The sequence below is a fragment of the Burkholderia sp. EMB26 genome, assembly GCF_024730645.1.
GTDB lineage: Bacteria > Pseudomonadota > Gammaproteobacteria > Burkholderiales > Burkholderiaceae > Burkholderia > Burkholderia cenocepacia.
The window spans coordinates 1,453,795-1,471,735 of the sequence record NZ_CP078071.1 but is presented as its reverse complement, the minus strand read 5'-3'; the positions used below and the strand labels follow the sequence as shown (position 1 = coordinate 1,471,735).

15 protein-coding genes are annotated in these 17,941 nt (G+C 67.3%); 11 read left to right on the top strand and 4 right to left on the bottom strand.

Annotated elements, in window-relative coordinates; genetic code table 11:
* Window positions 1-36 precede the first annotated feature (36 nt).
* Window positions 37-1,233 (top strand): formaldehyde dehydrogenase, glutathione-independent, encoded by a 1,197-nt coding sequence (gene fdhA, locus KU887_RS23405; protein WP_006488979.1) that lies wholly within the window; start codon window positions 37-39, stop codon window positions 1,231-1,233.
* A 153-nt stretch (window positions 1,234-1,386) separates the two neighbouring features.
* Window positions 1,387-2,301: a LysR substrate-binding domain-containing protein gene (locus KU887_RS23400; protein WP_006498737.1), complete on the top strand. Its 915-nt coding sequence runs from the start codon at window positions 1,387-1,389 to the stop codon at window positions 2,299-2,301.
* On the opposite strand, the gene KU887_RS23395 is transcribed toward KU887_RS23400, so the two are convergent.
* Complete coding sequence (locus tag KU887_RS23395; RefSeq protein ID WP_258258359.1) at window positions 2,290-3,177, bottom strand: DMT family transporter; 888 nt, start codon at window positions 3,175-3,177, stop codon at window positions 2,290-2,292. The genes KU887_RS23400 and KU887_RS23395 overlap by 12 nt on opposite strands.
* 163 nt (window positions 3,178-3,340) lie before the next feature.
* Window positions 3,341-4,114 (bottom strand): hypothetical protein, encoded by a 774-nt coding sequence (locus KU887_RS23390; RefSeq protein ID WP_212066063.1) that lies wholly within the window; start codon window positions 4,112-4,114, stop codon window positions 3,341-3,343.
* On the opposite strand from KU887_RS23390, the gene KU887_RS23385 reads away from it, so the two are divergent.
* Window positions 4,034-4,321: a hypothetical protein gene (locus KU887_RS23385; protein ID WP_230205454.1), complete on the top strand. Its 288-nt coding sequence runs from the start codon at window positions 4,034-4,036 to the stop codon at window positions 4,319-4,321. The genes KU887_RS23390 and KU887_RS23385 overlap by 81 nt on opposite strands.
* On the opposite strand, the gene KU887_RS23380 is transcribed toward KU887_RS23385, so the two are convergent.
* Window positions 4,318-5,739, bottom strand: coding sequence for a PLP-dependent aminotransferase family protein (locus KU887_RS23380; RefSeq protein WP_006498742.1), 1,422 nt, complete (start codon window positions 5,737-5,739; stop codon window positions 4,318-4,320). The genes KU887_RS23385 and KU887_RS23380 overlap by 4 nt on opposite strands.
* Window positions 5,740-6,014: 275 nt before the next feature.
* On the opposite strand from KU887_RS23380, the gene KU887_RS23375 reads away from it, so the two are divergent.
* A complete protein-coding gene (locus KU887_RS23375) occupies window positions 6,015-7,424 on the top strand; it encodes a discoidin domain-containing protein (protein ID WP_006488982.1) in 1,410 nt (469 codons plus the stop codon).
* Between the two features lie 60 nt (window positions 7,425-7,484).
* Here KU887_RS23375 and KU887_RS23370 read toward each other — a convergent pair whose 3' ends face one another.
* Window positions 7,485-8,600 (bottom strand): GlxA family transcriptional regulator, encoded by a 1,116-nt coding sequence (locus KU887_RS23370; RefSeq protein ID WP_077175816.1) that lies wholly within the window; start codon window positions 8,598-8,600, stop codon window positions 7,485-7,487.
* A 356-nt stretch (window positions 8,601-8,956) separates the two neighbouring features.
* On the opposite strand from KU887_RS23370, the gene KU887_RS23365 reads away from it, so the two are divergent.
* The 7 genes from KU887_RS23365 to KU887_RS23335 all read left to right on the top strand — a co-directional run bounded on the left by KU887_RS23365 (window position 8,957) and on the right by KU887_RS23335 (window position 17,934).
* Window positions 8,957-10,231, top strand: coding sequence for a serine hydroxymethyltransferase (locus KU887_RS23365; RefSeq protein ID WP_006488995.1), 1,275 nt, complete (start codon window positions 8,957-8,959; stop codon window positions 10,229-10,231).
* Between the two features lie 41 nt (window positions 10,232-10,272).
* Window positions 10,273-11,244 carry a dipeptidase gene (locus tag KU887_RS23360; protein ID WP_006488981.1) on the top strand — a complete coding sequence of 324 codons (972 nt, stop codon included), beginning with the start codon at window positions 10,273-10,275 and terminating at the stop codon, window positions 11,242-11,244.
* Between the two features lie 139 nt (window positions 11,245-11,383).
* Window positions 11,384-11,917: a DUF5943 domain-containing protein gene (locus tag KU887_RS23355; RefSeq protein WP_006488993.1), complete on the top strand. Its 534-nt coding sequence runs from the start codon at window positions 11,384-11,386 to the stop codon at window positions 11,915-11,917.
* Between the two features lie 68 nt (window positions 11,918-11,985).
* On the top strand, window positions 11,986-14,049 hold the full coding sequence (locus tag KU887_RS23350; protein ID WP_006488987.1) for an NADH:flavin oxidoreductase: 2,064 nt from the start codon (window positions 11,986-11,988) through the stop codon (window positions 14,047-14,049).
* 3 nt (window positions 14,050-14,052) lie between these two features.
* Complete coding sequence (locus KU887_RS23345; RefSeq protein WP_034201981.1) at window positions 14,053-15,978, top strand: (Fe-S)-binding protein; 1,926 nt, start codon at window positions 14,053-14,055, stop codon at window positions 15,976-15,978.
* Window positions 15,979-15,982: 4 nt separating this feature from the next.
* Window positions 15,983-17,152 (top strand): electron transfer flavoprotein subunit alpha/FixB family protein, encoded by a 1,170-nt coding sequence (locus KU887_RS23340; protein WP_194131811.1) that lies wholly within the window; start codon window positions 15,983-15,985, stop codon window positions 17,150-17,152.
* Window positions 17,149-17,934 carry a drug:proton antiporter gene (locus KU887_RS23335; RefSeq protein ID WP_006498748.1) on the top strand — a complete coding sequence of 262 codons (786 nt, stop codon included), beginning with the start codon at window positions 17,149-17,151 and terminating at the stop codon, window positions 17,932-17,934. Before KU887_RS23340 ends, KU887_RS23335 begins: the two co-directional genes overlap by 4 nt.
* Window positions 17,935-17,941 lie beyond the last annotated feature (7 nt).

The following is a 17,941-nucleotide window of genomic DNA, read 5'->3' as shown; positions in this document are numbered from 1 at the left end:
CCGCGGCGCCATCCAACGAGACATGGAGACAATACGATGAGCAGCAATCGAGGTGTCGTCTATCTTGGACCGGGCCAGGTCGAAGTCCAGAAAATCGATTATCCGAAGATGGTCGACCCGAGCGGCCGCGCGATCGGCCACGGCGTGATCCTGAAAGTGGTCAGCACGAACATCTGCGGCTCCGACCAGCACATGGTGCGCGGCCGGACGACCGCGCCGGTCGGCCTCGTGCTCGGTCACGAGATCACCGGCGAAGTGGTCGAAGTGGGCCGCGACGTCGAGACGCTGAAGCTCGGCGATCTCGTGTCGGTGCCGTTCAACGTCGCGTGCGGCCGCTGCGCGATGTGCAAGGACACGCATACGGGCGTGTGCCTGAACGTGAACCCGTCGCGTGCCGGCGGCGCGTACGGCTACGTCGACATGGGCGGCTGGATCGGCGGCCAGGCCGAGTACGTGCTCGTGCCGTATGCCGATTTCAACCTGCTGAAATTCCCGGATCGCGACCAGGCGATGGCGAAGATCCGCGACCTGACCTGCCTGTCCGACATTCTGCCGACCGGTTATCACGGTGCGGTGAGCGCCGGCGTGAAACCCGGTTCGACGGTCTATATCGCGGGCGCGGGCCCGGTCGGGATGGCGGCGGCCGCATCGGCGCGCCTGCTCGGCGCGGCCGTGACGATCGTCGGCGACATGAACGCGGAACGTCTCGCGCATGCGCGGGCGATGGGGTTCGAGACGGTCGATCTGTCCAAGGACGCGTCGCTCGGCGAGCAGATCGAGCAGATCCTCGGCGTGCCCGAGATCGACTGCGCGGTCGATTGCGTCGGCTTCGAGGCGCACGGCCACGGCTCGTCGGGCCATGCGGAGGAAGCGCCCGCGACGGTGCTGAACTCGCTGATGGAAATCACGCGCCCGGCCGGCGCGATCGGCATCCCGGGCCTGTACGTGACGGACGATCCGGGCGCGAAGGACAAGGCCGCGCAGCACGGCAGCCTGAGCATCCGCTTCGGCCTCGGCTGGGCGAAGTCGCATTCGTTCTTCACGGGCCAGACGCCGGTGCTCAAGTACAACCGCAACCTGATGCAGGCGATCCTGTTCGACCGGCTGCCGATCGCGAAGATCGTCAACGTCGAAGTGATCTCGCTCGATCAGGCGCCGGAAGGGTACAAGAAGTTCGACGGCGGCGCGCCGCGCAAATTCGTCATCGACCCGCACGGGTTGCTGGCGGCGTAATGCACTAGCGTTCGACACGCGCCACACGAAGCGGGCGGTTCCGGAAACGGGCCGCCCGTTTTCGTTGCCGGAGCAAAGGCGGGGCCGCGCAATTGCTGCGATAATCATCGCCCGTTCCCGAACCCTCCACCGCCGCGCGGCGGCGCTCCACGGATGGCCAAGTCACTTCCCCTCGCCGCGTTGCACACGTTCGTCGAAGTGGCGCGTTGCGGCAGCATGAAACAGGCGGCCGACCTGCTCTGCATTTCGCCGGGCGCCGTCAGCCAGCATGTCCGCAATCTCGAGGATCGCCTCGCCGTGCGCCTGTTCGAGCGCACCGGCCGCGAACTCGAGCTGACCGGCACCGGCCGCGCGCTGTTCGACCAGCTCGCCGGCGGCTTCAACGAGATCGAGGCCGCGTGGGCGAGCGTGCACGGCGCGAACCGGCGCATCGTCCGGCTCGCGGTGACGACCACCGCGTCGTTCGCGAACACGTGGCTCGTGCAGCGGCTCGGTTCGTTCCATGCCGCGTACCCCGAAATCGAAATCACCGTCGAGACGCGCGCGCAACTGGTCGACTTGCGCCGCGACTACGTCGACGTCGCGATCCGGCACGGGCTGGGCCGCTATCCCGGGCATGCATCGTTCCGCATCTGGACGCCGGAGCTGTGGCCCGTGTGCAGCCCGCAACTGCTGGATCCCGCGCGCCCGATCGACGCCCCCGCCGATTGCCTGTCGTACCCGCTGCTGCAGGACGCCGACCGCGCCGACTGGGTGCTGTGGCTGCGCACGCAGGGCATCGAGGACGCACGCGCGCCGCGCGGCGCGAGCTTCAGCGAGGATGCGTTGCTGATCAGGGCCGCGGTCGCCGGGCAGGGCATCGCGCTGGTGCGCGACATCTATGCGCGCGACGAAGTCGCGGCCGGGCGGCTGGTTCGCGTGCTGGCGCGGCCCTGGCCGACCGAGTTCTCTTATTACGTCGTGTGCAGCGAAGTGCGCCAGCACGAGTGGAAGATCGCCGCGTTCCGCGACTGGCTGGCGCGGGAGATCGGCCGCGACGAGCGCGACGCCCCCGATCTACTGGCTTGACCCGCGCACGGGAGCCGAGGCGAAGCCCTTGAGCTTGCCGGTCGCGAGCGCCGTGCCGAGCAGGATGATCGCGCACCCGGCGACCGTCTGCACGGTGATCGTCTCGTGCAGGAAGATCGCGCCCCACACCACGCCGAAGACCGGGATCAGGAACGTGACCGACGCCGCGTATTGCGCGCCCGCACTGCGAAGCAGCCCGAAATACAGCAGGTAGGCCACCGCCGTGCAGATCGCACCGAGCAACACCACCGCGATCCATGCGGACGCATGCACGGGACCGTGCGGCCACATCGGCAGCGCGAGCGGCACGAGTGCGACGGCCGCGAACAACTGGCTGCCGAACGCGGACACGAACGGCCGCACGTTCGCGAGCTTGCGCTTCGAGTAATGCGCCGCGAACCCGTACGACAGCGTCGCGAGCATCGCGGCGGCGATCGCGCTCGGCGCGCCGGGCGTGCCGGTGCCGAGCGCCGAACCGGCGAGCACGACGACCCCGGCGAAGCCGAGCGCGAGACCGATCGCCTGCGGTTTCGTCAGCGGCGCGCGCAGCCACACGTACGCGACGATCGCGGTCCACAGCGGGGTCGTTGCATTCAGGATCGAATCGGTGCCGGCCGTCACGAACAGGGCCGCATAGGTCAGCAGGCAGAATGGCAGCGCCGAGTTCGCGATGCCGACGACGAACAGCGGCACGACGTGCGCGCGGAATTCGTGCCGCGCTTGCGCATCGCGCAGCACCGGGGACAACAGCACGGCCGCGATCGCGACGCGCAATGCGATCAGCGGGACGACGCCGAATTCCGGCGCGCCCATGCGCATGAACAGGAAGGACGCGCCCCAGATGGCAGCCAGGGTCACGAGCTGCAGTGCATTCATCGACAGACTCCGTTCGGTGGATCGGACTGCGCCGGCGTGCGATACGCGCCGGCGCGGGCGAATGACCCATTGAACGTCATGCGTCCGTCGCGGCACAAACGAGGTTTCGTGAGGGGCGGTTTAGAAAATTGAATCGACGGGCACGCGGGCCCGGATCGCGCGCTCAGTGGCCGCGATAGAGCTTCGCGAGTTCGGCGTTGCTGGCCGCGGCGCGACGTGTCCGCCCGGTGTGCAGGCTGACGCGGCGGATCGCACGCGTGCGATGGGCGGTGTCGGGGTTGCCTTTCCAGTCGGCGACGCGGACCGCGCCGGTGCGCGTCCGGTCAGGCGCGCGCAACGACGGCGCGGCCTGTGCAACCGCCATCCGGCGCGCGGGTTTGCCGGCGAGCGGGGCGTCCTGTGGCGGATTGGCCAGTGGCGGACGGGCTGCCACCGCCGTTTCATCGGTCGAATGAAACGGGTAGACGGGTGCCGGCACGACCGGTATCAATGGCTCGTTCGACGCTTGAAGTACGGCTCCGGTCGCGACGGCGCCCGGCACACCGGAGCCCCGACAGACGGGATCGGCCTTGCAGGTCTGGTCGACCATCACGTAGCCGCCGACCAGCAGCACGAGCGTCAGTATGCTCAGGATTGGCGCGCTCGAGGCGCGCGGCCGCTGGAAAGCCGCGTTGCGCAGCGCGCGGGCGACGCGCGACGACCATGTATGGAACGACCGCGGCGCATGCGCGGCACGCGCGTCGGCCGGTGTGTGGCCAATCGACTCGAACGGCCAGTTCCACTGACCGCAGACGGGGCAATGCTCGAGCGCGCGGAACGCCACGAAACCGCATTCGCGGCAGCGGCAGCAAGCGGCGTGCCGCGATTCGGCGCGCGTGTTCAGCACGGCCCGCCAGGCATCGCGCGCGCGGACACGCCGGTTGGGCAGGACGCGCATCGTCAGCTGCCGGCGCGCGCCATCGTCGGGTTACACATCGGCGGTCGTTCGCATGCGGTGTTCATGTCATTCTCCATAACATCGGACGCGTGGAACCCGTTCGTCCGCGGCTGCCTGCCGCTTCATTCTTGGTCGTTCGCGCGTGAAACGCAAGGCGCATGTCGCGCGTCGCGTGCCGCACATTTCGTGCCGCCCGTCTTGTGCTAGCCGCCGTGCCGTTGCCGGGACGCGAGCGTGCCGAGCGTCTCCAGCGCGCGCTCGACGGCCGGTGTCCACGGCCGCCCGTAATTGAGCCGCAGATAGCGGCGAAAGCCGCCGGTCGCGGAGAAGATCGGCCCGGGCGCGATGCTGACACCGCTCTCCATCGCGTCGTCGAACAGGTGCATCGCATCCATGTGCGGCGGCAGTTCGATCCACAGAAAATATCCGCCGCGCGGCGCGAACACTTCGGTGTCAGCCGGAAAATACGCGCGCACGGCCGACAGCATCTGCGCCTGGTGCGCGGCGAGATTGCGCCGCAGCTTGCGCAGGAACCGGTCGTATGCACCGTCGCGCAGGTAACTCGAAATCGCCATCTGCGCGGGTACGTCGGCGGCCGGCCCGCTCGCGCCTTTGGCCTGACGGATCTGCCGCACGAAGCGGCCGGCCGCGACCCAGCCGATCCGGAACCCGGGCGCGAGACATTTCGAGAACGACCCGCAATGCAGGACGAGCCCGCTGTCGTCATACAGTTTCGCGGGGCGCGTGGGGGCCGTGCCGAACTGCAGTTCGCCATACACGTCGTCCTCGATCAGCGGCACGCCGCGCGACGCGAGCAGCTCGATCAGCGCGCGCTTGCGCTCGTCGGTCAGCGTCGCGCCGGTCGGGTTGTGGAACGACGTCATGAACCAGCACGCGCGCACCGGATGCGTGTCGAGCGCTTCGGCGAGCGCGTCGAGATCGAGGCCCGTGCGCGGGTCGACCGGAATCTCGACGGCCTTCAGGTGCAGGCACTGGACGACCTGCAGCACCGCGTGGAATGCCGGCCGTTCGATCGCGACGATGTCGCCCGGGCGCGTCAGCGCCTGCAGGCTGAGCGTCAGTGCCTCGATCGCTCCCGTCGTGATGACGATCTCCTCCAGCGGCAGCGACGCGCCCGCATTCAGGTAACGCAACGCGATCTGGCGGCGCAGCGCGTCGTAGCCGGGCGGCAAGCCCGCCAATAGCTTGCCGCGGTCCATGTTGCGGGCGGCCGACGCGACGTGACGCCACAGGCTGCTCATCGGGAACAGCGAATAGCTCGCGAATGCCGAGCCGAGCGGCACGACGTCGTCGCATTTGAGCGAGTCGAGCAGGCGGAACAACGCGTCGTCGTCGCCGGTTTGTGCCGCACCTGGCTTGCGCGGCGGATCGTGGCCGAACCGCACGTGCTTGTCGGCCAGGTTCGCCACGAAATAGCCGGAGCGCGCCCGCGCGACGATCAGGCCCTCGCTTTCGAGCGCGTAGTACGCGCGAAACACGGTGGACGGACTCACGCGATACGCGCGGCATGCCGCTCGCACGGTCGGGATGCGCGCGCCGGCCGCGAGGTCGCCGCGCCGGATGGCGTCGGCGATCGTCTGTGCCAGCACCGCATAGCGCTTCATGCCTGTCCCCCGGGCCGATCGGGCCTCGATGACAAAGAGTAGTACGGCAGCCGTCACGTGCAAGCGCGCCCCAAATCGCTGATCCGTATGTTTCAGGCGTGCTCTGATCCTTTTCTTTCGTCTGACCAGAAGGCACACTCCCGCAAGTTTTGTTCCCGATGTCCGACCGATACGGAATTCACGCTGCCCGACGGCGGATCCGTGGCGCCCGCGCTTTCCGCGCGGGTCCTTTTCTGCGGCCGTCCTAGTCCTTACCTTACCCGGAAGTATCCAGCGTGAAATTGAAGACCCTCGTCGCGGGCCTCGTGGCCGGCCTCGCCCTCAACCTGTTCAGCGGCGTGGCAGCCGCAGCCTGCGTCAACAATCCCGCCGCCCAGCCGAATGCGACGTTCCCCGCCGCGCTGACCGGCAAGCTCGTCTATCACAGCTACGTCAAGTACGGCGACGGCACGAGCCAGCTGTTCCTCTACGATTTCTCGGCCCGCACGCTGACGCAACTCAGCAAGAGCGCGTGGGGCATCACCGATCCGATGAACGGCGTGTTCAGTCCCGACGGCAAGTGGCTCGCGTTCATGGGCATCAGCAACGGCGCATGGAACGTGTTCATGCTGCAGCTCGGCGCCGGCACGCCGCCCGTCAACATGACGCACAGCACGGGCGCCACGCGCAACGAAGACCCGAAGTTCAGCGCGGACGGCAAGACGCTCGTGTTCAAGCAGAACGGCGACGTCAAGCAGGCGACGCTGTCGTACACGAGCGCGGGCCCGGTGTTCACGTCGATCGTGAGCCTGACGAACGCGCCGGCCGGCGCCGAATACTCGATGCCGTTCCTCGCGCCGGACGCGAGCGCCGTGTACTACGCGACCGGCACCGGCTCGAACATGGGGCTGATGAAGCGCACGATCGCGACCGGCGTCACCGCCGTGTTCGATCGTCCGGCCGGGCTGCAAACGTACTACCCGACCGTGCGTGCGGACGGCATGGTGTACTACGCGCGCTGGAAGGACAGCGGCGGGGCCGACCAGATCTATGCGAAGACGGCGGACCCGGCGTCGACGCCGAGCGCGCTGGCGCTCAACGACTGCATGAGCAACAACTCGGATCCGGCGCCTGTCAGTGGTACGAACTACCTGTTCTTCTCCTCGACGACGGCGGGCGGCTATCAGCTCTACGTCGGCGACGTGACGACCGGCCAGCGCTGGAGCCTGTCGCAGTTCGGCGTGAATGCGGATGCGACGAAGGCGAAGCTCGGGGCGAACTACTACGGCGGCCCGGCCGCTGCGCGCACGCTGCTGTCGCAGGGGCGGCCGGCCGCGGCGTCGGCGAGCTACAACGCGTCGCTCACGCCGGACAAGGCATTCGACGGCAACACGACGAGCACGCGCTGGGATTCGCCGGAAGGCGCGGGCGTCGATCCGCAATGGATCTCCGTCGATCTCGGCGCGACGAAGACGATCAGCAGCATCGATCTGTACTGGGACGCGGGCGCGCTCGTCTACCAGATCCAGACGTCGAACGACAATGCGAACTGGACGACGATCTACTCGACGAGCAACGGCGTGTCGTACGGCCATGTGACGCTGCCGAACCTGAACGGGCAGGGCCGTTACGTGCGGATGCTCGGCACGAAGCGGGCGACGCAGTGGGGGTACTCGCTCGATGAAATGCAGGTGTGGGGATCGTAAGTACCAGCAAAAAGCGGCCTTGATTGAAGGCCGCTTTTTTTGCTTCAAATGCTGCCCGCTTCACGCATGCAGCACATGCGCCGGAAACGCCGGCGCTGCGCTCGCCGCCCCCTGCGCGAGCGGCGCGACCTGCTTGCGGCGCTCGCGCGTCGGCGCGACGCCGAACGCGTCGCGATAGCTCTTGCTGAAGTGGCATGCCGACTGGAACCCGCACGCCATCGTGATGTGCATGATCGACATGTCGGTCTGCAGCAGCAGCTCGCGCGCGCGGCGCAGCCGCAACGTCAGGTAGTAGTGCGTCGGCGTCATCCCGAGATGCTCGCGGAAGAGGCGCTGCAACTGCCGCTGCGACATGTTCGCGAGCCGCGCGAGTTCCTCGCGCGACAGCGGCTCCTCGATGTTGTTCTCCATCAGCGCGATCACTTCGAACAACGACTTGTTTGCCGAGCCGAGGCGCGCGACGAGCGGCATGCGCTGCTGCGCGCTCGTGTCGCGCACGTGTTCGACGATGAACTGCTCGGCGATCTGCGTGACGCGTGCGGTGCCGACGCGCGCGGCGATCAGGTTCAGCATCATGTCGAGCGGCGCGACGCCGCCCGTGCACGTGATGCGGTCGCGGTCGATCACGAACAGTTCCTTCAGGAAGCGCGTGTCCGGAAACTCCTCCTTCAGCGCCGACATGTTCTCCCAGTGGATCGCGCATGCGTAGCCCGCGAGCAGCCCCGACTTCGCGAGCGCATAGGTGCCCGTGCACAGGCTGCCGAGCGGGATGCCCGCGCGCGCGAAGCGGCGCAGGGTCGAAAGATGGGCAGGCGTGGTCGCACGCTGCACGTCGACGCCGCCGCAGACGAACACGATGTCGGGTTGCCCCGCGCATTCGGCCGGGCCCGTATCGACCGTGAGGCCGTTGCTCGCCGTGACCGGGCCGCCGTCCGGACTGATCACCGACCAGCGGTAGAGCGGCTGGCCGCTCAGGTAGTTCGCCATCCGAAGCACCTCGATCGCATTGGTGAACGCGATCATCGTGAAGTTCGGTAAAGGCATGAACGCGAAGTGGGACAGCGACGCTGTGCGGTCGGGCGACATGGGGAGCGTTCCTTGAATCTCTAATAGCTTTTCGCCCGGGGCACGGATCGGGCTGCGGTATTGTGTGAGCGAGCGCAACAAGCGTGCCATACGGCTAAACCCTAGCTCCATACGTTGTCTGGGCGTAAGGCCGATGCTGCACTGCACCGTATCCGGGACAAGCCGCACCCCGAATGAGCGGCAAACGCACTGCCGGTGTGCGTGTCCATAGGTGAATCATCGATACCGTTTCGGCAGGTCATCCCGAAAAGCACGACCGGTCACTTGTATAAAACGGACGTGCATGGCGGAAAAGGCAAAGAACGCGTCTAAATTCATCAATCCGCCGAAAATCCGAACGACAAGAATAGAGCCGTCGGCAGCCTTGCACTGGACGAGCGGGAAACCCAGGCACGGCGGGCCTTGAGCTTCGGTTACAGCCCTTTATTCTTCGTCACGGACGCACTATGTCGAACACCCAGCCTTTCTTCTCGCAGCCCCTTGCCGAGCGCGACGCGCCGGTGCGCAGCGCCATCCTGAAGGAACTCGAGCGTCAGCAGTCGCAGGTCGAGCTGATCGCGTCGGAAAACATCGTGTCGCGCGCCGTGCTCGAGGCGCAGGGCTCGGTACTGACCAACAAGTACGCGGAAGGCTATCCCGGCAAGCGCTACTACGGCGGCTGCGAATTCGCCGATGAAGTCGAGGCGCTCGCGATCGACCGCGTGAAGCAGATCTTCAACGCCGGCTATGCGAACGTACAGCCGCACTCGGGCGCGCAGGCGAACGGCTCGGTGATGCTCGCGCTGGCGAAGCCGGGCGACACGGTGCTCGGCATGTCGCTCGACGCGGGTGGTCACCTGACGCACGGCGCGAAGCCGGCGCTGTCGGGCAAGTGGTTCAACGCGGTCCAGTACGGCGTGAACCGCGACACGATGCGGATCGATTACGACCAGGTCGAGGCGCTCGCGCACGAGCACAAGCCGAACCTCATCATCGCCGGCTTTTCGGCGTACCCGCGCGCGCTCGACTTCGCACGCTTTCGTGCGATCGCCGACAGCGTCGGCGCGAAGTTGATGGTCGACATGGCGCACATCGCGGGCGTGATCGCCGCGGGCCGCCACGCGAACCCGGTCGAGCACGCGCACGTCGTCACGTCGACCACGCACAAGACGCTGCGCGGCCCGCGCGGCGGCTTCGTGCTGACCAACGACGAGGAGATCGCGAAGAAGATCAACTCGGCCGTGTTCCCCGGCCTGCAAGGCGGCCCGCTGATGCACGTGATTGCCGGCAAGGCGGTGGCGTTCGGCGAGGTGCTGCATGCGGACTTCAAGACCTACATCGACAACGTGCTCGCGAACGCGCAGGCGCTCGGCGAAGTGCTGAAGGCCGGCGGCGTCGATCTCGTCACGGGCGGCACCGACAACCATCTGCTGCTGGTCGACCTGCGCCCGAAGGGCCTGAAAGGTGCGCCGGTCGAGCAGGCGCTGGAACGCGCGGGCATCACCTGCAACAAGAACGGCATCCCGTTCGACACCGAGAAGCCGACCGTCACGTCGGGCATTCGCCTCGGCACGCCGGCGGGGACGACGCGCGGTTTCGGCGTCGCGGAGTTCCGCGAGATCGGCCGCCTGATCCTCGAAGTGTTCGACGCGCTGCGCGCGAACCCGGAAGGGGACCACGCAACCGAACAGCGCGTGCGTCGCGAGATCTTCGCGCTGTGCGAGCGCTTCCCGATCTACTGATCGCCCCCCCCACAAGAACAGTCACACGAGCGAGAGCAGATATGAGCACGCTGCATCAGGACAGCATCATCATCGACGGACTGAACATCTCGAAGTTCGAGAAGCCGGTGTTCGAGGACATGCGCCGTGGCGGCATCACGGCCGCGAACTGCACGGTGTCGGTGTGGGAGAACTTCACCAAGACCGTCGACAACATCGGCGTGATGAAGAAGAAGATCCGCGACAACGGCGAGCTGCTGACGCTCGTGCGCACGACGGACGACATCTTCCGCGCGAAGAAGGAAGGCAAGACCGGGATCATCCTGGGCTTCCAGAACGCGCATGCGTTCGAGGACAACCTCGGCTACATCGAAGCATTCGCCGACATGGGCGTGCGCGTCGTGCAGCTTTGCTACAACACGCAGAACCTGGTCGGCACCGGTTGCTACGAGCGCGACGGCGGCCTGTCGGACTTCGGGCGCGAAGTGATCACCGAGATGAACCGCGTCGGCATCATGGTCGACCTGTCGCACGTGGGCGGCAACACGTCGTCGGAAGCGATCGCGTTCTCGAAGAAGCCGGTGTGCTATTCGCACTGCCTGCCGTCGGGCCTGAAGGAGCATCCGCGCAACAAGAGCGACGCGCAGCTGAAGGAGATCGCCGATGCGGGCGGCTTCGTCGGCGTGACGATGTTCGCGCCGTTCCTGAAGCGCGGGATCGAAGCGAACATCGACGACTACATCGAGGCGATCGACTACGTCGTGAACCTGATCGGCGAGGACGCGGTCGGCATCGGCACGGACTTCACGCAGGATTTCGCGAAGGAATTCTTCGACATGCTGACGCATGACAAGGGCCGCTATCGCCAGCTGACGAACTTCGGCAAGGTGATCAACCCGGACGGCATCCGCACGATCGGCGAATTCCCGAACCTGACCGCGGCGATGGAACGCCACGGCTGGAAGGAGTCGCGTATCCGCAAGATCATGGGCGAGAACTGGGTGCGCGTGTTCAAGGACGTGTGGGGCGCGTAAGCGCCACCCCCGCCGAACCCGCTACTCGCGTTTCAACATAAAAAAATCGGGACGTGCCAACGCTTGCCGCGTTGGCGCGCGGACGATGTCGCGCCTGCGCACTGAACCGCGCGGCCACTTTCCTCACGGAGTCACCACGATGCAACCGCAACTGCCGATCAACGTCGATCCCGATACCGGCGTCTGGACCACCGACGCGCTGCCGATGCTGTACGTGCCGCGCCACTTCTTCACGAACAACCACGTCGCCGTCGAGGAAGCGCTCGGCGTCGAAGCGTATGCCGAAATCCTCTACAAGGCCGGCTACAAGTCCGCGTACCACTGGTGCGACAAGGAAGCGAAGCTGCACGGCCTGACCGGCATGGCCGTGTTCGAGCACTACCTGAAGCGCCTGTCGCAACGCGGCTGGGGCCTGTTCTCGATCATCGAGGCCGATCCGGCGAGCGCCCGCGCGAAGATCGAACTGCGCCACTCGTCGTTCGTGCTCCAGCAGCCGGGCAAGGAAGGCAAGCTCTGCTACATGTTCGCGGGCTGGTTCGCCGGTGCGATGGACTGGGTCAACGACACGACGCCGGAAGGCAAGGGCGCGCCGCGCGCGCAATCGAAGGAAGTGCAGTGTGCGGCCGAGCATCACGACCACTGCGTCTTCGAAGTGTCGCCGATCGCGCACTGACGCATTGATTCACTGAAACAGAACAACACCCGCAACACGAGACATTCGAACGCCAGAGGTCGCCAGCGATGCGTTATCCCCACCTGTTCAAACCCATGCAGCTGAACCAGCTGACGCTGCGCAACCGGATCGTCAGCACCGCGCACGCGGAGGTGTACGCCGAGCCGGGCGGCCTGCCGGGCGACCGCTATATCCGCTACTACGAAGAAAAGGCGAAGGGCGGCGTCGGCCTGGCCATCTGCGGCGGTTCGAGCCCGGTGTCGATCGACAGCCCGCAGGGCTGGTGGAAATCGGTGAACCTGTCGACCGACAAGATCATCGACCCGCTCACGCGCCTGGCCGACACGATGCACAAGCACGGCGCGAAAATCATGATCCAGGCGACGCACATGGGCCGCCGCTCGTCGTTCCACGGCGAGCACTGGCCGCACCTGATGTCGCCGTCGGGCGTGCGCGAACCCGTGCACCGCGGCAATGCGAAGATCATCGAGATCGAGGAAATCCGCCGCATCATCGGTGATTTCGCGGCGGCCGCGAAGCGCGTGAAGGCGGCCGGCATGGACGGCATCGAAATCTCCGCCGCGCACCAGCACCTGATCGACCAGTTCTGGAGCAAGCGTTCGAACCATCGCACCGACGAATGGGGCGGCAGCCTCGAAAACCGCCTGCGCTTCGGCATCGAAGTGCTGACGGCCGTGCGCGAGGCGGTCGGCAAGGATTTCTGCGTCGGCCTGCGCATGTGCGGCGACGAATTCCACGAGGACGGCCTCGATCACGAGGCGCTGAAGGAAATCGCGCAGGCGATGTCGGAGACGGGCCTGATCGACTACCTGAGCGTGGTCGGCTCGGGCGGCGACACGCACAACACGATCGCCAACTGCATGCCGCCGATGGCGTTGCCGCCGGAGCCGTTCGTGCACCTCGCGGCCGGCATCAAGTCGGTCGTGAAGATTCCGGTGATGCACGCGCAGAGCATCCGCGATGCGGGCCAGGCCGAGCGCCTGCTCGCAAACGGGATGATCGACCTGGTCGGCATGACGCGCGCGCAGATCGCCGATCCGCACATGGTGATCAAGATCCGCGACGGCCGCGAGGACGAAATCAAGCAGTGCGTCGGCGCGAACTACTGTATCGACCGTCAGTACAACGGCCTCGACGTGCTGTGCATCCAGAACGCGGCGACGTCGCGCGAAGCGACGATGCCGCACATCATCGAGAAGTCGCGCGGCCCGAAGCGCAAGGTCGTGGTGGTCGGCGCGGGCCCGGCGGGCCTCGAGGCCGCGCGTGTCGCGAAGCTGCGCGGCCACGACGTCGTGCTGTTCGAGAAGAACGCGGAAGTGGGCGGCCAGGTGATGATCGCCGCGAAGGCGCCGCAGCGCGAGCAGATGTCCGGGATCATCCGCTGGTTCGACATGGAAACGAAGCGCCTGGGCGTCGACCGGCGCCTCGGCGTGGCCGCCGACGAGAAGATGATCATGGCCGAGAAGCCGGACATCGTCGTGCTCGCGACGGGCGGGTCGAGCTTCACGTGGCAGGTGCCGGCGTGGGGCGTGGCCGAAGGCCTCGCGGTCAGCTCGTGGGACATCCTGACCGGCAAGGTCGAGCCGAAGCAGAACGTGCTGCTGTTCGACGGCGTGAGCACGCATGCCGGCGCGGGCGTGGCCGACTTCATGGCGAGCCGTGGCTCGAAGGTCGAGGTGGTGACGCCCGACGTGAAGGTGGCCGACGACTGCGGCGGCACGACGTTCCCGATTTTCTACCGTCGCCTGTACGCGTTCGGCGTGATTCCGACGCCGAACACGATGCTCGATCGCGTCTATGAAGAGAACGGCAAGATGATCGCCGTGCTGCGCAACGAATACACGGAAGAACTGGAAGAGCGCGCCGTTGACCAGGTGGTGATCGAGAACGGTTCGTCGCCGAACGACGAGCTGTACTGGAAGCTCAAGCCGGAATCGGTGAACCGCGGCCAGATCGATCCGCACACGCTGTTCGCGGCCGAGCCGCAACCGTGCCTGTCGGAAGAGCTCGGCAACGGCCGTTTCCTGCTGTTCCGTGTCGGCGACTGCATCTCGATGCACAACGTCCACGGTGCGATCTACGACTCGCTGCGTCTCGTGAAGGATTTCTAAAAGATGAACCCGTCCTTCCTCATTACCGCCCTGTTGTGGCTGTCGGTGGCGGGGCTCGCGTTCGCGGTCGCGAAGCGCTCGTCCTACTGGCGTCTGGGCCGCGCGACGGCGCCCGGCTCGTTCGGCGTCGCGAACCTGTTCGCGATTCCGAAGCGTTATTTCGTCGACCTGCACCACGTGGTCGCCCGCGATCCGTACATCGCGAAGACTCACGTCGCGACCGCCGGCGGCGCGATCGGCGCGCTCGCGCTGGTGTTCGTCAACTACGGCCTCGCGATCTACTCGCCGTGGCTCGACAAGCTGATCTTCGTCGCGGCGCTCGCGATGCTGGTCGGCGCGGTGTTCGTGTGGCGCCGCCGCGCGGCGAAGGACGTGCCGGCGCGCCTGTCGCGCGGCCCGTGGAACACGCTGCCCTGGCTGCTCGGTTCGTTCGCGCTCGGCCTCGTGCTGTTCATGCTGGTGCCGACCGGCGCGATGTCGGGCGCGTTCGCGGTGCTCTGCGCGCTGCTGATCGGCATCGGCGCGTTCACGATGACGGTCGGCGCCGCGAAGGGCGGCCCGATGAAGCACGCGATCGCCGGCCTGCTGCATCTCGCGTTCCACCCGCGCCAGGAGCGTTTCGCGGCCACCCGTGAATCGTTCACCGGCAACGGCACGGCCACGCCGCCGACCGCACTGAAGCTGCCGGACATCGAGCATCAGGAGTACGGCGTCGCGAAGCCGGTCGAATTCCGCTGGAACCAGTTGCTGAGCTTCGACGCATGCGTGCAGTGCGGCAAGTGCGAAGCCGCGTGCCCCGCGTTCGCGTCGGGCCAGCCGCTGAATCCGAAGAAGCTGATCCAGGATCTCGTGGTCGGGATGGCCGGCGGCACCGATGCGGCGTACGCGGGCAGCCCGTCGCCGGGCCTCCCGGTCGGCCAGCATCGCGGCGAGCCGAACGGCCCGATCGTGTCGGGCCTGATCGAGGAGCAGACGCTGTGGTCGTGCACGACCTGTCGCGCATGCGTGCAGGAATGCCCGATGCTGATCGAGCACGTCGACGCGATCGTCGACATGCGCCGCAACCGCACGCTCGTGCACGGCACGGTGCCGGGCAAGGGCCAGGAAGTGCTCGCGAATCTGCGCGAGACGGGCACGATGGGCGGCTACGACACGGCCGCGCGCTACGACTGGTCGGTCGACCTGAGCGCGCCGGTCGCGCAGCCGGGCAAGCCGGTCGACGTGCTGTTCGTCGCGGGCGAAGGCGCGTTCGACATGCGCTACCAGCGTACGCTGCGCGCGTTCGTCAAGGTGCTGAACAAGGCGGGCGTCGATTACGCGGTGCTTGGCCCGACCGAGACCGACACGGGCGACGTCGCCCGCCGGCTCGGCGACGAAGCGACGTTCCAGCAGATGGCGAAGCGCCTGATCGGCACGCTCGGCACGCTGTCGTACCAGCAGATCGTGACGGCCGACCCGCACGTGATGCACAGCCTGCGCAACGAATACCGTGCGCTCGGGCTGCGCGTGACGGTCAAGCATCACACGACCTATCTGGCCGAACTCGCCGACAGCGGCAAGATCGCGCCGAAGGCGGTCGAGGCGCTGCAGGAGAAGCGCACCACGTATCACGATCCGTGCTACCTCGGCCGCTACAACGGCGAGATCGAAGCACCGCGCAAGCTGTTGAAGACGATCGGCATCCAGGTCGTCGAGATGGAGCGCAACGGCATGCGCGGCCGCTGCTGCGGCGGTGGCGGCGGTGCGCCGCTGACCGACATCCCCGGCAAGCAGCGCATTCCGGACATCCGCATCGCCGACGCGCGCACGATCGGCGCGGACGTGGTCGCGGTTGCGTGCCCGAACTGCACGGCCATGCTCGAAGGTGTCGTGGGCCCGCGCCCCGACGTGCTCGACGTCGCCGAACTCGTCGCTGCCTCGCTGGAGTGAATCGATGAATACGATCAAACGAATCGATCCGCGCCGGCCGTTCATCATCACGGCCGCCGGCCTGAAGCGCATCACGCTCGGCGAGGAAGGCAGCGCCGATGCGAACGCCGCGCAGTGGTCCGCGCACGGTCATGGCGGCGCGGCGGCGAAGCCGCGCCGCGCGCTGCAGGACCCGAAGCACGTGATGCTGGTGGTCGCGCACAGCGAACGCGGCGCGCTCGACGACCATTCGCGGCAGGCGATTGCCGCTGCCGCCGTGCTCGCCGATGCGCAGACGGAAGTCGCGCTGCTCGCGTTCGGCGAACTGAAGGATGACGTCGCCGAACTCGGCGTCGACAAGCTGATCGAGCTGGCCGGCTTCGAGCGCCGTGCGTTCGATCCCGAAAGCGAACTGAAAGCATTGCAGGCCTGCGTGGCCGCGCTCGCACCGAAGCACGTGTTCGTGCCCGACAACGCGACAGGCGATGGCGATCTCGGCCGGCGTTACGCGGCGGCCGCCGGCGCGAGCGTCGCGACCCACGTCGTCGAAATCGACGCGAAGCATGTGGGCGCGTATGCGCAGGCCGGGCGTGCGTTTGCCACCCGGGCGCTGCCCGACGTGATCCTGCTCGCGCAGAACGCGGTGGACGCGAAGCTGCCGTTCGTCGGTGCGGGTGAGCGCGTCGCCGCCGACTTCATCCGCCCGGCGCGGGATGCCGCGCAGCCGTACCGCGATCTCGGCCTCGACGAAATCGACGCAGCCCAGGTCGCGCTCGAGGAAGCCGATTTCATCGTGTCGGCCGGCAACGGCGTGTCCGACATCGGCGCGTTCGAGCGGCTGGCCGGTGTGTTCGGCGCGGCGATCGGCGCGAGCCGCGTCGCGGTCGACAACGGCCACTTCACGCGCGACAAGCAGGTCGGCGCGACCGGCAAGACGGTCGAGGCGAGCGTGTACATCGCGTTCGGCATCTCGGGCGCGGTGCAGCACCTGCAGGGGATCAAGGACTGCCGCCACGTGATCGCGGTCAACCTCGACGGCAGCGCGCCGATCGCGAAGCGCGCGAACCTGACGGTGGTCGGCGACGCGCAGGCGACGATCGCCGCGCTGATCGAACAGGTCCAGGCCGCGCGGGCCGCGCGCGGCGAATCGCCGGCCGCGGTCGGTACCCGTGAACCCGAAGGAGTCGCCGCATGAACGCCCCTCGTCCCTTGCAACGCATCGCGGTGCTCGTGTCCGTCGGCCGGCATCCGGTCAGCGGCGTCGCGCGCTACAGCCGCAACGATGCGGCCGCGCTCGAAACCGGCCGACAGCTCGCCGACAAGCATCGCGCGACGCTCGATGTGATTCATGCCGGCGACCCCGCGAATGCGGCGCTCGCCGAGTATCTGGCGCTCGGTGCGCGAGAGGTCGAAGTGCTGGCCTGCCGCGACGGCGACGATGCCGTGCACGCACTCGCCGCGCGCCTCGACGGCTACGACCTCGTGCTGACCGGTACGCGCGCCGAGGGCGCGTACGACACCGGGATGCTGCCGTATCGCATCGCCGCGGCGCTCGGCTATCCGCTCGTGGGCTCGGCCGTCGACGTGACGGTCGACGGCGGCCGCGCGGCGGTTCGGCAATTTTTGCCGAAAGGGCTGCGGCGGCGTGTCGACGCGGCGCTGCCGGCCGTCGTCGCCGTGCATCCGCTTGCGAGCGTGGAGCCGCGCTATGCGTATGCACGGCTGCGCGCCGGCGCGATCCGGCCCGCGCTCGCGGCGCCCGGCGCGGACGCCGATGCGGCCGCGTGGAAGGTCGGCCCGGTCGAGCGTAAACCCGTAAAGCTGGTCGCCGCCGAGAAGCGCTCCGGGCATGCGCGGATGCTGTCCGCGACGACGACCGAAAGCCGTGGCGGCAACGTCGTAAATGAAGGGAGTTCGGTCGAAAAAGCACAAGTGATCCTCGCGTATTTGCGCGAGCATCAGCTCATCGACTACTGATTTTGAT